This window comes from Psychroserpens luteolus (genome assembly GCF_021032705.1).
GTDB classification, from domain to species: domain Bacteria; phylum Bacteroidota; class Bacteroidia; order Flavobacteriales; family Flavobacteriaceae; genus Psychroserpens; species Psychroserpens luteolus.
On the sequence record NZ_JAHVXI010000006.1, the window covers coordinates 191,897 to 206,055 of the forward strand.

9 protein-coding genes are annotated in these 14,159 nt (G+C 33.9%); 5 read left to right on the forward strand and 4 right to left on the reverse strand.

Annotated features, from left to right (window positions below):
• Window position 1 precedes the first annotated feature (1 nt).
• A complete protein-coding gene (locus tag KWG70_RS15150) occupies window positions 2-1,735 on the reverse strand; it encodes a M14 family metallopeptidase (protein ID WP_230936886.1) in 1,734 nt (577 codons plus the stop codon).
• Window positions 1,736-1,851: 116 nt separating this feature from the next.
• Between KWG70_RS15150 and KWG70_RS15155 the strand changes: the two genes are divergently transcribed.
• Both KWG70_RS15155 and ctlX read left to right on the forward strand, forming a co-directional pair.
• Window positions 1,852-2,241: a DUF7793 family protein gene (locus KWG70_RS15155; protein WP_230936887.1), complete on the forward strand. Its 390-nt coding sequence runs from the start codon at window positions 1,852-1,854 to the stop codon at window positions 2,239-2,241.
• A 48-nt stretch (window positions 2,242-2,289) separates the two neighbouring features.
• A complete protein-coding gene (ctlX, locus tag KWG70_RS15160; protein WP_230936888.1) occupies window positions 2,290-3,222 on the forward strand; it encodes a citrulline utilization hydrolase CtlX in 933 nt (310 codons plus the stop codon).
• Here ctlX and KWG70_RS15165 read toward each other — a convergent pair.
• Both KWG70_RS15165 and KWG70_RS15170 read right to left on the reverse strand, forming a co-directional pair.
• Window positions 3,219-3,854, reverse strand: a complete 636-nt coding sequence (locus KWG70_RS15165) for a chromophore lyase CpcT/CpeT (RefSeq protein ID WP_230936889.1) — start codon at window positions 3,852-3,854, stop codon at window positions 3,219-3,221. The two genes, ctlX and KWG70_RS15165, sit on opposite strands and share 4 nt — an antisense overlap.
• Before the next feature lie 36 nt (window positions 3,855-3,890).
• On the reverse strand, window positions 3,891-5,948 hold the full coding sequence (locus KWG70_RS15170; protein WP_230936890.1) for a tetratricopeptide repeat-containing sensor histidine kinase: 2,058 nt from the start codon (window positions 5,946-5,948) through the stop codon (window positions 3,891-3,893).
• Between the two features lie 508 nt (window positions 5,949-6,456).
• On the opposite strand from KWG70_RS15170, the gene argS reads away from it, so the two are divergent.
• A complete protein-coding gene (gene argS, locus KWG70_RS15175; protein ID WP_230936891.1) occupies window positions 6,457-8,238 on the forward strand; it encodes an arginine--tRNA ligase in 1,782 nt (593 codons plus the stop codon).
• Window positions 8,239-8,309: 71 nt separating this feature from the next.
• Here argS and KWG70_RS15180 read toward each other — a convergent pair whose 3' ends face one another.
• A complete protein-coding gene (locus KWG70_RS15180) occupies window positions 8,310-10,814 on the reverse strand; it encodes a M14 family metallopeptidase (protein ID WP_230936892.1) in 2,505 nt (834 codons plus the stop codon).
• 122 nt (window positions 10,815-10,936) lie between these two features.
• Between KWG70_RS15180 and bshC the strand changes: the two genes are divergently transcribed.
• Window positions 10,937-12,538, forward strand: coding sequence for a bacillithiol biosynthesis cysteine-adding enzyme BshC (bshC, locus tag KWG70_RS15185; RefSeq protein WP_230936893.1), 1,602 nt, complete (start codon window positions 10,937-10,939; stop codon window positions 12,536-12,538).
• 55 nt (window positions 12,539-12,593) lie between these two features.
• Window positions 12,594-14,129, forward strand: coding sequence for a glutamine-hydrolyzing GMP synthase (gene guaA / locus KWG70_RS15190; RefSeq protein ID WP_230936894.1), 1,536 nt, complete (start codon window positions 12,594-12,596; stop codon window positions 14,127-14,129).
• The last annotated feature ends 30 nt before the right edge of the window (window positions 14,130-14,159 follow it).

The window sequence follows — 14,159 nt, forward strand, 5'->3', positions numbered from 1 at the left end:
TTTATTCTAAACGATAAACCGGATACTGTAAATGTGCTTTCTCATAATACACACTTTGTTTATGGATCCAATCCAATTGAGCATACCAGTTATTTGAAAAATCTTCATCGTAGGTTTTTTTAAGATTAAAATCTATCTTTAGTTTTGGATGCCTGGACAGTAATTCTTGGGCTTTATCTTCCCATACATATGGAGAAAAACCTTCCTTTTGTTGTAAAATGGTATCGAAAAAGTTCCAACTAAAAAATGAATCAACTCCTTGAGGTTCTAAGGTTTCAATCAGGTATCTAAAACCACGTTGATTGGTATTTATCAAGTAATCACCTTTTAAGAATTTAACCTGTTCTTCCTTTGCTTCAAGTTCAATGTTATAATGTGGATAGTGGCCTTCATAAACTTGTTTTCTGGTGTCATAATTTTTGATCTTATAGGAGGTGACATTTAATACTGTATCGCGATCAAATTGATGCATGACAATATTATTTAGTTCTAAGCGATTAATAACATTCCACCAACCTTGAGGAATGATATAGGATTTAGGAATATCAACTTCTAAAGTCGGTGTCATATAATTTCTGTAGGTTACATCTTTTGTAAATGGCTGAGTTCTATCATATTTTAGACGCTGAGCTCCTGTAACTTCACTTTCAATCATTTTACCTTCATACCCTTTAAATTGTAATGTTGAAGATTGAGTTGTATCAATAGTCCATTGTAATGGATATGTTTTTTTTGCCAAGAGTTCACTCAATGCATTTCTACGTAACTCAGTAATGGTTTTACCTTCAGTCTCGGTAATTTCTATTATACTTTTCATGAGTTCATAAGTGCCCTCAACACGTTGTTTGTAAGGTTTTAGCATGTGTGTTTCTACCATCATTCCCAATGTGTTCCAGAGGGTAGTGTAACCTGTCGAGTATCTTGGTGAGTCCATGAACTGTGTAAACCCCTTTTCAGGTGTTCTATTAAAAACATTAACATACGGAGTAATGTCCCAATCTTTTTGTGTTAGCTTTTCTTCAAGTTGTGGCATCATTTGAGTATGAAGAAAAGTCCCAAGTTGACCTCCTAATTTGTTGTGTTGCGTAAATAAATGTGTTAGTGTGTATTGATAATCTGCACCATTACTTACATGATTATCGATAAATACATCTGGCTGGACTAAATTAAAAATTACTGAAAAAGCTTTTGCATTTTTGGTGTCTGTTTTAATAAAGTCTCTATTGAGATCGAAGTTACGTGCATTACCTCTAAACCCATAAGATTCAGGACCATTTTGATTTGTTCTTGTAGTAGAATTTCGATTTAAACTTCCACCGACATTATAAATTGGAATGGTTACCAATACTGTTTCCGTAGGCATATCAATGGTGCCTTGTACAATGTCACGATACAACATCATTGTTGCATCAATACCATCAGACTCGCCAGGATGAATTCCGTTATTTATTAAAATAATACGTTTGTTCTCTTTTATTTTTGTGTAATCAAATTCAGCGTCAGGATTAAGAGTGACTATATGAAGCGGCTTACCAGAATCTGTTTTTCCTATTGCTGTGATATCAATTTCATCATAAGTTTCTGCTAAACTTTTATAGAATGAAATGGTTTCTTCATATGTAGCAGTTTGTAAACCATTGGACGTTTCAAAAACTGTAGTAAAATTGTTGCTTTGGTTATTCTTTTCAGAAGTACAAGACATTAGAATTAGAAGAAGTGGTATTATTTTTTTCATGCTAAAGTTTTAAAATGAAAGATGATTGTTAATATGTTGTTTATTTCTTTATCAACGACACGTAAAAACAGTTCAAAGTTAATCTAAATTTGATTATCCCTCTAAACTAATAGTTAATGAAAGTTTTTATTTTACCCTTTGGAAAGATTTCAGTTATAGAACCTAGCATTGCTGAAGTTATTATCAACGAAGGTGTGCTTATTGATGAGTCGATAGTCAATATTTACCGCAAAGTATTACAATCACATTTCGAAAAACCAATTTCCCTCTTAATTAATAAAGAAAATGCATATTCTTATACGTTTGACGCTCAAGTTGCTATGGGTGAATTAAGCGATGTCATTGCTTTTAGAGCTGTAGTGGTTTATAGTCTTAGTGCTGAAATGGCAACTCAAATAGTTATGGATGTCAACAAACATAACAATTGGAAAATCAAAATTTTTAGAGAAAGACAGGCCGCAATAGATTGGTTAAAAGTCAATCAAAATAATAAAAGTGCAATGTAGAATTCTACATTAAAATTATTTAATTTTACGGCACTTTAATTTTTAGAAATGTCACAAACTACTAATACAATTTTAATGATTCGTCCTGTAAATTTTAGGATGAATGAGGAAACTGCCGTAAATAATTATTTTCAAGAGGAATTAAATTTAAAGAATGCAGAAATAAATATAAAAGCACAAGAAGAATTTGACGCTTTTGTACAAAAATTAAGGGCTGTTGGTGTTACAGTAATTGTTGAAGAAGACATCAAATCTCAAGACACACCAGATTCCATCTTCCCTAATAACTGGATTAGTTTTCATGAAAATGGCGATGTGGGTTTATTTCCAATGTTTGCCAAAAATAGACGAAGAGAACGACGTGAAGATGTGTTAATTCGTTTAGAAAATGAAGGGTTTAAAATTGAGAATATCATAGATTATACAAGTGCAGAAGACGAAGGTATCTTTCTAGAAGGTACAGGAAGTTTGCTCCTTGATCGCGTGAATTCTAAAGCATATTGTGCATTATCTGCTAGAGCAGATGAAGAATTGTTTATTGAGTTTTGTGAAGATTTTGAGTATACTCCGGTCGTATTTACGGCCAATCAAACTGTTGACGGTAAGCGATTACCTATTTATCATACTAATGTTATGATGTGTCTGGCTGAGAAGTTTTCAGTGATTTGTTTAGATAGTATTGATGATAAAAAAGAACGAAAAAATGTGATTAAACATCTCAAGGCTGATGGTAAATCAATCATAGATATTACCGAGGCACAAATGCATCGGTTTGCTGGTAATATGTTGCAGGTAAAAGGACATAATGACCAGCGCTATTTAGTAATGAGTAAGGCCGCTCATGATAGCTTAACTCCAAAGCAAATAGTTGATATAGAAAAATTCTGTCCAATTTTATCTAGTTCTTTGGAGACCATTGAAACTTGTGGAGGTGGAAGTGCACGCTGTATGATGGCAGAGGTGTTTTTGCCTAAAGTTTAATCATCAAGTTTGATGAAGATATAACCACCTTTTTCTGCACCCCAAATATGTTCACCTTTATCGTCAAAACCTCTATCCCAAGAGATGATTTTGTCTTCCATGATTTCTACCTCACTAGTAGCATACGATGCTCCATATAGTGTGCTTTCACACGTTTTTTCTCCTGTTTCACCTTTGTATAAATTGGCCTCTAAACGCTGTAATAAAACTTCACAGCCTTCTTTTTTTGTGACCTTATCCATAGTAAGTGCATCAAACGACTTAGGTGTTTTCCATTTTCCGATCCACAGCGAATCATTTTCAATGGTATAAATAGCAGAACTATACACACTGTCATTTAATTGCGTCACTTCATAAATACGTTGTCTATATGGTTTGTCTTGTGTTGAATTTAGCGCTTGTTCTACATATAGAAAGTTTCCTTTGTCTTCCCAAATTGGATACATGTGAAGAGAGATATTATAGTAGGTCGAATCAACCTGAGATTGTACCTCAGAATTATATGAGCCTTGCATTAATGAAAATAATTCTGGTAAATGATCTGGTTTGGTTTCTTCTTGTGAGTTTGGTTTGTTATCCTTGCAACTAAACATTAAGCTTACTGCAAAAATGATAAGTAAATATCGCGTCATGATTGATTTATTTTTTGGGAAGATACCAAAAAATAATTACTCTGCTGGTTTAACTTTTGGAAGTTCTACATAGAATTTTGTGCCAACATTAAGCGTGCTTTCTACCCAAATTCTACCATTGTTGAGTTCTACTAATTCTTTACAAATAGTTAAGCCCAATCCAGTTCCTTTTTCGTTACTTGTTCCTCGAGTGCTAAACGTACCATTTTGAAATAATTTATCAACATTTTCTCTAGAGATCCCAACACCAGTATCTTCAACGCAAATTAAGCTCTTTCCATTATGATCACTGTTTGATACCGTAATCACATCACCTACTCGTGTGAATTTCACGGCATTTGTGATAAGATTTTGGATTACAATCTCGATCATGCTTTTATCAGCATAAATGAAATCTCTATGAGATTCGTCTATAAGAACAATACGTTTTTGTTCGACTTTATGTTCAACCAAAGCCATTTTGTTTTGAAACACTTCCTGAATATTAAATAACTCAGGTTTTGGTTCTAGATTTTGCATTTGAGATTTTGACCAGTTCAGCAGGTTATAAAGTAATTGTGATGCGCTATCGGCATTTTCACTAAGCTCTGGTACTAAATCATAAAATTCTTCACGAGATATACCATCTTCCTTGAGGAGATCGATAAAGCCTTTTATTGATGAAATAGAATCTTTTAAATCGTGGGATACGATAGAAAAAAGTCGGTCTTTAACATTATTAACTTCTTCAAGATGACTTGTTTTTTTTGATAACTCTTCATTCTGAAGTTTAATTTGTGTATTCTTTTCACGAAGTTCTCGATTAAACTTCAGCGTATTTTTTCGTTTTAGGTAAATCAACAAAAGAATAGTTGAGACAATTAAAAACGCTGCACCCAATATATACGAAATTGCTTTTAGTCGTTTTTCTAAAATAGCGTCCTTTTTTTGTTGCTCCTGCTTTGCTATAGTATCAAAGTCGTCTTGATTCTCAATAAGAGGTTTGACCTCAATAGGTTTAGTAATGACTGGAATTTTAGGTTGATTTTCTCTATCTAGTTCACTTTTTAAAGTGAAATATTTTCCTTGCCAGAAAAAAGCATTTTGAAACTTACCATTAATAGAGTCTAATTCCTTATGTAATCTGTAGTTTTTTAGAAGTTCGGGCTTATTATTGATTTTTGTGGCAATAGAATAGGCTTCATCTATTTGAGCTTGTGCAGTTCTGTAATTATTTTGCTCAATATTCAACTCTCCTACAGCATTCAATGCTCTTAGAATCCCATCTTCATTGTTGTTTTTTCTATTAAACTTCAAACCTTCAACTAGATATTCAGCGGCTTTGTCGTAATCTTTAAATTGTAGATACTCTGCGCCAATTCGTGGCAAAATTTCACCTTTGAGTTTCTTGTCAGTTATTGGGTTTAAAAGTTTTAAAACTTTTTCGTAATATTCTATGGCTTTTCTGTGCTCTTTTCTTTCAGAATATAACAAGGCAATATTTCGCGTAGAGGTTTTAATTCCTATGCTGTCTCTTAGCTGTTCTCTTACATTTAGTGCCTTAATATTAAACTCAAGTGATTTGTCTACTTGCTTTGTATTATAGTAAGCTTCTGCTAAGTTGTTATAAGCCGAACTCAATTCGTTCCTCAGGTTTCTTGATTCAAAGGTTTGAATAGCTGATAATGAATTTTCTAGACCTACTGTATAATTACCTCGTTTTATTTCTATTAAGCCAATGCTGTTATTAACTTTAGCTATACCTAGTGTATCTCCTAATTGTATATAGTAGCGTTTAGAACGGTTATAACCATCTATAGCATTGTAATAATCGTCTCTTTGCGCATATATTAATGCTTTATAGTAATTAACATCAGCTATGCCTTTAGTATGATTTAGAAATTTTGATAAACGTTCTGTATTATCAATATAGGTAAGTGCCTTTTTGTAGCTTTTTGCTTGGTAAAGCGCTTTTATTAAACGTAAAGAAGTATCAACTTTGGATGAATCTTGCTTTTGAAAAGATAAGTGCACAGTCAAACTGTCGATCTCGTTTGTTTGTGAAAAACAAAAGAACGAAGAACATAAAACAGCTAATGTAATTAACTGCTTCATCGTTTAGCTAGAGTTATAATTGCAAAATTATTTTTACACAAAACTTCCTTTAGGGTTGGATAGTTTGGGTGTTTAAATAATAGTGTCAATCTCAACAAAGATTGATTATTAAGTTTCATCAACGTTTGGGACTTTGATTAATAGCAATATCAAAAATGAATAAAAAGGTTCTGAAACCCTAATTTTTAGGTTTTAATGCCTATAAATTAGTTAAAGTGAATTACGAAAATTATAAAAACATCGACGAATAGATTAACGGCAAAAAACATAGAAAAACGACACTTTTATCGATGAAATGCAAGATTGTGAATCATATCGCATAATCACTTTACTGTCAGCATGTTAAGTGATTTTAAATTATTTCTTTTTTTAGTCTAAACTATCTTTGTATTGAATATCGCGAAATTTAATAATTACAAGGATTTATCCTTAAATCAATAAAAGCATCCTGTCTTCTCTAATTTTTAATAAAAAAACTATCTTTGCTGACTTATTAAATAAACGCAAAATGAATCTTCAAGAGACCTTATCAAACACTGTAAAACAGGCTGTGAAATCTGTTTTCAATGCTGAATTAGAATCTGTAGAATTTCAGGCAACTCGTAAGGAGTTTGCTGGAGATATTACTGTAGTTGTGTTTCCAATGTTGAGGATCGTTAAAGGAAACCCTGTTCAAATTGGAGAACAAATTGGACAATACTTGGTTGAGAATGTCAAAGAAGTAAAAGCATTTAACGTGGTTAAAGGGTTTTTGAATATAGAAATTAGTGATGCCTATTACATGGCTTTTTTCAATGAGATTAAAGAGAATATGTCTTATGGCTTTGCAGAGCCAAATTCTAAGGATAAAGCGGTAATGGTAGAGTATTCTTCACCCAATACAAATAAGCCTTTGCATTTAGGTCATATTAGAAATGTAATCTTGGGCTATAGTGTTGCTGAAATTCTTAAAGCGTCAGGGAAGAAAGTTTATAAAACTCAAATCATTAATGACAGAGGGATTCATATTTGTAAAAGTATGTTGGCATGGAAGCGTTTTGGAAATGGAGAAACTCCAGAATCATCAGGTTTAAAAGGAGATAAGTTAGTTGGAAATTACTACGTTAAGTTTGATCAAGAGTATAAGAAAGAGATTAAAACATTAATTTCTGAAGGACAAACAGAAGAAGACGCTAAGAAAAATGCGCCAATACTTTTAGAAGCTCAAGACATGCTTCGTAAGTGGGAATCTGGAGATGAAGACGTTGTAGCTTTGTGGACAACGATGAATGGTTGGGTTTATGAAGGTTTTGATATCACTTATAAAAATATAGGTGTTGATTTTGATACCTTATATTATGAAAGTCAAACCTATTTATTAGGAAAGGAGTTTATTGCTGAAGGTTTAAAAACAGATGTCTTTTTTAAAAAAGAAGACGGTTCTGTATGGTGTGATCTTACCGAAGAAGGCCTTGACGAAAAGATTGTGTTACGTAGCGATGGAACAGCAGTCTATATGACCCAAGATATCGGAACGGCAATCCAGCGTGTTAAAGATTTTCCAGATATTGGTGGTATGGTGTATACGGTTGGAAACGAACAAGAGTATCACTTTCAAGTCTTATTCTTAATCATTAAAAAACTTGGTTTTGATTGGGCTGAAAATTTATATCATTTGAGCTATGGGATGGTTGATCTTCCTTCAGGAAAAATGAAGAGTAGAGAAGGAACCGTTGTTGATGCCGATGACCTAGTTATTGAAATGGCACAAACCGCTGGTGAAATCTCAGAAGAATTAGGGAAACTTGATGGCTATTCTGAAGAAGAAAAAAAAGCGCTCTACAAAACGATTGGTTTAGGCGCTTTAAAATATTTCATTTTAAAAGTAGATCCTAGAAAACGTATTTTATTTGATCCAAAAGAATCTATCGATTTTCAAGGGAATACGGGACCATTCATACAATATACCTATGCTAGAATACAATCTATTTTGAGAAAAGCAGAATCTACAAATTATGCAGTAGATATTTCAGAATTAGAACTGCATACTAAGGAGAAAGAATTACTTAAGCAATTAGAGTTGTTCCCAGAGGTAGTTCAGAATGCAGCAGACCATTACAGTCCTGCGCTTATTGCAAACTATACTTACGATTTGGTTAAAGAGTTCAATTCATTCTATCAAAATGTATCCATTTTAGGAGCAGATACCGATACCGAAAAAGTATTTAGAGTGCAGTTGTCTAAGGCTGTGGCTAATGTGATAAAAAATGCGTTTGGCTTGCTTGGTATTGATGTTCCAGAACGTATGTAATTATCTTATAGAAAATAAAAAAGCTCAAGAATGAATCTTGAGCTTTTTTTTATGGGTTTTTATCTCAAGATTTAAAGCTCTACTAAGTTGTTATTTACAAAGAAAATTGAGTTGACGAAAAAGAGCTTTCCGTTTTCCCAAAAGCTTCTAAACATCACATTGTCTACCATATAAATAATACTCCCACTCCCCATGCGTTGTTCTCCAAATATCAACGAATTATCAAGTTTTTTTAAAGCATCTTTACCTGCATAACCAGATACATTTTTTGGATTCTTTCCGAGGTAAGCCACATTATAGCCATTATCTAACAAACTATATGATGAGCTCCCTAACTTTAGAGTGAAGTAGTTATCGCCATAACCAAAAGCCATCGGATGAGTGTTGTCTACATCAGTATTAAAAATGGCTCCTGTGATAAGGTTTTTGGTGTAATCACGCTCTCGGTCTGCATATTTTATGCGTTTGGTTTTCTCTTTATCTTCTTCAGAGTCTGTGTTTTCAGGCTTATTTCTTTTTAAACCAAACCCTTCTTTGTCGGCAAAGCTATTTAAAGCACCATCAATAGCGATTAGTTTTCCTCCAGAACGCATCCACGTTTTCAATTTATCAATTAGATTATCATTTAATAAGCCTCCATAATAACCATTTGGCATAATCAATACATTGAATTTTGATAAATTAACACTACTTAAATCATCTGTATTAATAGAGGTTACTGGATACTGTAGTTGTTGTTCAAAAAAGTGCCATAGTTCTCCATAACTTAATGATGACGTGTAGTCTCCAGAGAGCATTGCAATTTTTGGCGGATTTACTAATTTGATATCTGGAGATCCAAAATCTGGCCCAGACGTTGAAAACCCAGAAGAAATAGCATCAAAAGTTCGTCTATGCGAAAAGGCAATGGCAGCAAATCGATCATCAAAATCATCCATTTTTTTATTATCACCTCTTACAATAATTAGCGAACCTCTATCATAGGTTTTTCCTTGAGTGGTAAAAGGTTTTTCAGTAAAGCGTACTCTAATACCGTTTTTTAGTAATTCTGCTAAGAACTGAGCGTCTTGCATGTTACCCCATTCTACAACATAACCAGTAGCACCAGAGTTTTTTAAAGAAGTAGGAATGATTTCTCTGGTAGGATTGTTAGCAGGTTGCACCAAACTCCTGCTAGCAACAGCATTTAAACCATAAGCATAAGGAACACTCCATGCAGTAATGTCATAAGTTAAAGAGTCACTTAATTTAGTGTTAGGTTCGAATAACACCTTAACCATTTTTCCTTTGGGTTGATTTGTGCTTACTACTAAATCCTTAGCTGTGGTATTCATTTGTCCTTGCTTAGCCGTTATGTAATTATATCCACTCACTTTTCCGCCTTTAGCAAAACCGTAATTTATTTCATGCTTATCCAGTAATGCAGTTAAACTGTTAATTTTATCAGTATCACCTTGTAATACATAACTTTTGTATTTAAGGTTTTTATTGTCAAAGAATTTAGCAAACTCTGCATTTAGTTTTTCGGCATTTTTGGAAGATATTTCAACAGTAGATAAACCAGTTACTGTATGATGTGTTAATCGGTCAACCAAGGTTAAAACATCACCTTCGTCATTCAATATCCCTAATCCAGCACGACCATGACCACCTTGTTCGTAGGTCATACCAATAGCTCCCATATAGGTTGGGTAAGTATCACCATAACTTGGATATAATAAATCAAAACGTTCTCTCGTAAAATACAACCAACCTTCAGCATCAAAGTACTTGGAGTGATTTTTCCCTATTTGAGTTTGAAAATCGCGTTGCCAATCACTAATTACCTCATGAAAAGGCTCGGCTGCAGGTGCAAAATAATAAGGTTCATTAATACCCTGTTCATGAAAATCAACATGAATATGTGGCATCCATTTATTGTATGCTTTTAGTCGTGAAGCCGATTCAACTTGTGTTGCCCAAGCCCAATCTCTATTAAGGTCAAAGAGATAATGGTTTGGTCGTCCACCAGGCCAAGGCTCTTGATGCTCACTAGCCTGTTGGTCTATGTCATAAGGCGCACTAGCAGTTTCATTATACCAATTCACATAACGATCTCTACCATCAGGGTTAATACATGGATCTAAAATAACCACTGTGTTTTTTAGATAGTCTTGTTTTTCAGTAAGCAACTTATAAATGGTACTCATCGAAGCTTCGGTACTTGAGGCTTCATTTCCGTGTACATTATAGCTCAACCATACAATAGCAATGTTAGTTGATGCTGCTGTACCTTCTAATATACCTGCATTTTTAAGATTATTCTCTCTAATGTTCTCTAGATTTTTGAGGTTGTCTTCTGAAGATACAAATGCCAACATTAATGGTCGTCTTTCATTGGTTTCACCATACTTTTCTAGTTTGACCTGAAGTGGTTTTTGTGTTTCTACATGTTTAAAATAATCGATTACTTGATGATGTCGTGAAAATTGTGTTCCTAAATCATAACCTAAAAATTGTGAAGGCGACTGAAGTGTTTGTGCAGTTGCAGCTATTGATACTACAAATGCAACTAATAGAGAAAGTGATCTATTCATGAAATATAAACTAATTTAGTTGTGATAATGAGTAAAGATATGAAGTGCCATTGAATTAACTAAAATTTAGGACTTAAAAAAAGTGAAGAAGCTTATCTTTACGCGAGAATTGAACCATAACTATGCCAACAGATTGTATTCCGTTTAGAGAGACGAACTATTTTTCTTCATTAATTTGTGATTATTTAGATGAAAAATCCCATTTAAAGTCGTTTTATAATCGTTTTCCAAAACTTGAAAACTTTAAAGATCAAATTGCCGAGAAGCAAGAATCCTTTAATTCTGAAACAAGAGCGATTTTAGTTCAATCTCTTAAAAAACAGTATGGTTCTGTTACTATTTCTGAAGCAACATCGCAACATATTGAGGCATTAAGCGATAGAAATGCGTTTACGATTACTACAGGTCATCAGCTTAACTTATTTACAGGGCCACTTTATTTTTTCTATAAAATTGTATCTACTATTAATTTGTGTAAGCAATTGAAAGCTACATATCCAGAGCAACATTTTGTTCCTGTCTATTGGATGGCTACTGAGGATCATGATTTTGAAGAGATTAATTATTTCAATTATAGAGGGCAAAAAGTACAATGGAATCGTGAAACCTCTGGAGCTGTTGGAGAATTACAACTGGACGGATTAGATCAGGTGTTTGAAGCATTTTCTAGTCAGTTGAATTCAACAACTAATGCTGAAGAACTCAAAGCGTTATTTCAAAATGCTTACTTAGAACATCAAAGTTTAACCGATGCAATGCGTTATTTAGTAAATACGTTATTTGGTTCATATGGATTGGTAATCGTTGATGGAAATGATAGCGACTTAAAGCGTTTGTTTGTTCCTTATGTCGAGCGAGAATTGGTAAATCAAACATCATTTGAAATGGTATCTCAAGCCAATGAGAAATTAAATGATCTAGACGGTAATTATAAGATTCAGGTAAATCCTCGAGCCATCAATTTGTTTTATATCAACAATGGTGTTAGGGAACGTATTATTGAGACAGAGGGTCGATATCAAGTTCTCAATACTGATATTAATTGGAGTAAAAGTGAACTGTTAGAACACCTCGATGAGTCACCAGAGAGCTTTAGTCCGAATGTTATTTTACGTCCTTTATATCAAGAAGTTGTTTTGCCTAACCTCTGTTATATAGGAGGAGGAGGTGAGTTGGCGTATTGGTTACAACTCAGAGCTAATTTTAAAAAGCACGATATTGTGTTTCCGATGTTATTGCTTCGGAATTCGGTGTTATTACTTACAGATAAACAAAAAGACAAACTGGAAAATTTGAATGTTTCGGTTAAAGATTTATTCTTATCACAGCATGATTTAAAAACAAAAGTCACAGAGCAAATTTCGGAGGTAGACATCAATTTTTCATCTCAAAAAGCACATTTAAAGCAACAGTTTGAAGAGTTGTATAGGCTTTCAGAACAAACCGATAAATCGTTTAAAGGAGCTGTTGCAGCACAAGAACGGAAGCAAATCAAAGGATTGGAACACCTTGAGAAGCGCTTGTTAAAGGCACAAAAGCGAAAATTAAGTGATCATTTAAATCGTATCACTGAGATTCAAGATATTCTATTTCCTGGTCAAAGTTTACAAGAGCGAAACATGAATTTCTCCGAGTTTTATTTGGAGTATGGCTCAAGTTTGATTCAAAAATTAATGCAAGAGTTAAAACCTTTAAAAGGGGAGTTTTTAGTGTTAACAATTTAGTGTAAAATTTGTTGGTTTCTAGTTTTAATTTTAGCTGCAATTATTACTTTTGCACATGCAACACAACAAAGTCCTAATTTTAGATTTCGGTTCGCAATACACACAGCTTATTGCGCGTCGCGTTAGAGAGTTAAATATCTACTGCGAAATTCATCCATTTAATAAAATTCCTGCAGATTCTGAGAGCTTTAAAGCTGTTATTTTATCTGGTAGCCCAAACTCTGTAAGAGGCGAAGATGTACTTCATCCTGACTTGTCTCAAATACGAGGCAAAAAGCCGTTACTTGCAGTTTGCTATGGCGCCCAATATCTTGCTCATTTTTCAGGAGGAGAAGTCGCGCCTTCCAATACTAGAGAATATGGGCGAGCTAATTTGGATTTTGTAAAAGAAGGTGAAGATTTTTTCACTGGTATTTCAAAAGGAAGTCAGGTTTGGATGAGCCATAGTGATACCATAAAGGTGTTACCTACAAATGCTGTTCTATTAGCAAGTACTCATGACGTAGAGAACGCAGCGTTTAAAATAGAAGGTGAAACGACTTATGCTATTCAGTTTCATCCTGAAGTGTATCATACTACAGATGGAAAACAATTATTGGAAAACTTTCTTGTACATATTGGTCAGGTAGATCAAGATTGGACACCAGATTCGTTTGTTGAAGAAACGGTAGATGCACTCAAAGCAAAGCTAGGAGATGATAAAGTGGTATTAGGTTTATCTGGAGGTGTTGATTCATCTGTAGCAGCTATATTATTGCACAAAGCCATTGGTAAAAATCTCTATTGTGTTTTTGTAAATAATGGATTACTTCGAAAAAATGAGTTTGAAAGTGTATTGGAACAATATGAAGGAATGGGGCTTAATGTAAAAGGTGTAGACGCTTCGGCACGCTTTTTGGATGCCTTGGAAGATATAAGCGATCCTGAGCTAAAAAGAAAGGCTATAGGTCGTGTGTTTATTGAGGTTTTTGATGATGAAGCACACCTTATTAAAGATGTGAAATGGCTTGCTCAAGGTACTATATACCCAGATGTTATAGAAAGTGTTTCGGCAACTGGAGGACCAAGCGCAACAATAAAAAGTCATCACAATGTTGGAGGATTACCTGATTTCATGAAGTTAAAGGTTGTAGAGCCTCTAAAAACCTTATTTAAAGATGAGGTTAGACGTGTTGGAGCATCAATGGGAATGGATAAATCAATTTTAGGTCGTCACCCATTTCCTGGTCCTGGACTGGCAATTCGTATTTTGGGTAGTCTAACTAGAGAAAATGTTCGTATATTACAAGAGGTAGATGCTGTTTTTATCGACAATCTGAAATCATGGAATTTATACGATAAAGTATGGCAAGCAGGAGCAATTCTCTTACCAGTAAATAGTGTTGGAGTTATGGGAGATGAGCGTACATACGAGAAGTGTGTTGCTTTACGAGCAGTTGAAAGTACTGATGGTATGACTGCAGATTGGGTAAATCTACCTTATGAGTTTTTGCAAAAGACCTCAAATGAAATTATTAATAAAGTTAAAGGTGTAAACAGAGTGGTTTATGATATTAGTTCAAAGCCACCAGCTACAATTGAATGGGAATAAATGCGTTTAATATATGCACCATATAAATAA

What these genes read in the sequence shown, in the direction of transcription:
- KWG70_RS15155 (WP_230936887.1), top strand. Translation starts at nt 1,852, where the DNA reads ATGAAAGTTTTTATTTTACCCTTTGGAAAGATTTCAGTTATAGAACCT.
- KWG70_RS15180 (WP_230936892.1), bottom strand. Translation starts at nt 10,814, where the DNA reads ATGAATAGATCACTTTCTCTATTAGTTGCATTTGTAGTATCAATAGCT.
- KWG70_RS15165 (WP_230936889.1), bottom strand. Translation starts at nt 3,854, where the DNA reads ATGACGCGATATTTACTTATCATTTTTGCAGTAAGCTTAATGTTTAGT.
- guaA (WP_230936894.1), top strand. Translation starts at nt 12,594, where the DNA reads ATGCAACACAACAAAGTCCTAATTTTAGATTTCGGTTCGCAATACACA.
- bshC (WP_230936893.1), top strand. Translation starts at nt 10,937, where the DNA reads ATGCCAACAGATTGTATTCCGTTTAGAGAGACGAACTATTTTTCTTCA.
- KWG70_RS15150 (WP_230936886.1), bottom strand. Translation starts at nt 1,735, where the DNA reads ATGAAAAAAATAATACCACTTCTTCTAATTCTAATGTCTTGTACTTCT.
- ctlX (WP_230936888.1), top strand. Translation starts at nt 2,290, where the DNA reads ATGTCACAAACTACTAATACAATTTTAATGATTCGTCCTGTAAATTTT.
- argS (WP_230936891.1), top strand. Translation starts at nt 6,457, where the DNA reads ATGAATCTTCAAGAGACCTTATCAAACACTGTAAAACAGGCTGTGAAA.
- KWG70_RS15170 (WP_230936890.1), bottom strand. Translation starts at nt 5,948, where the DNA reads ATGAAGCAGTTAATTACATTAGCTGTTTTATGTTCTTCGTTCTTTTGT.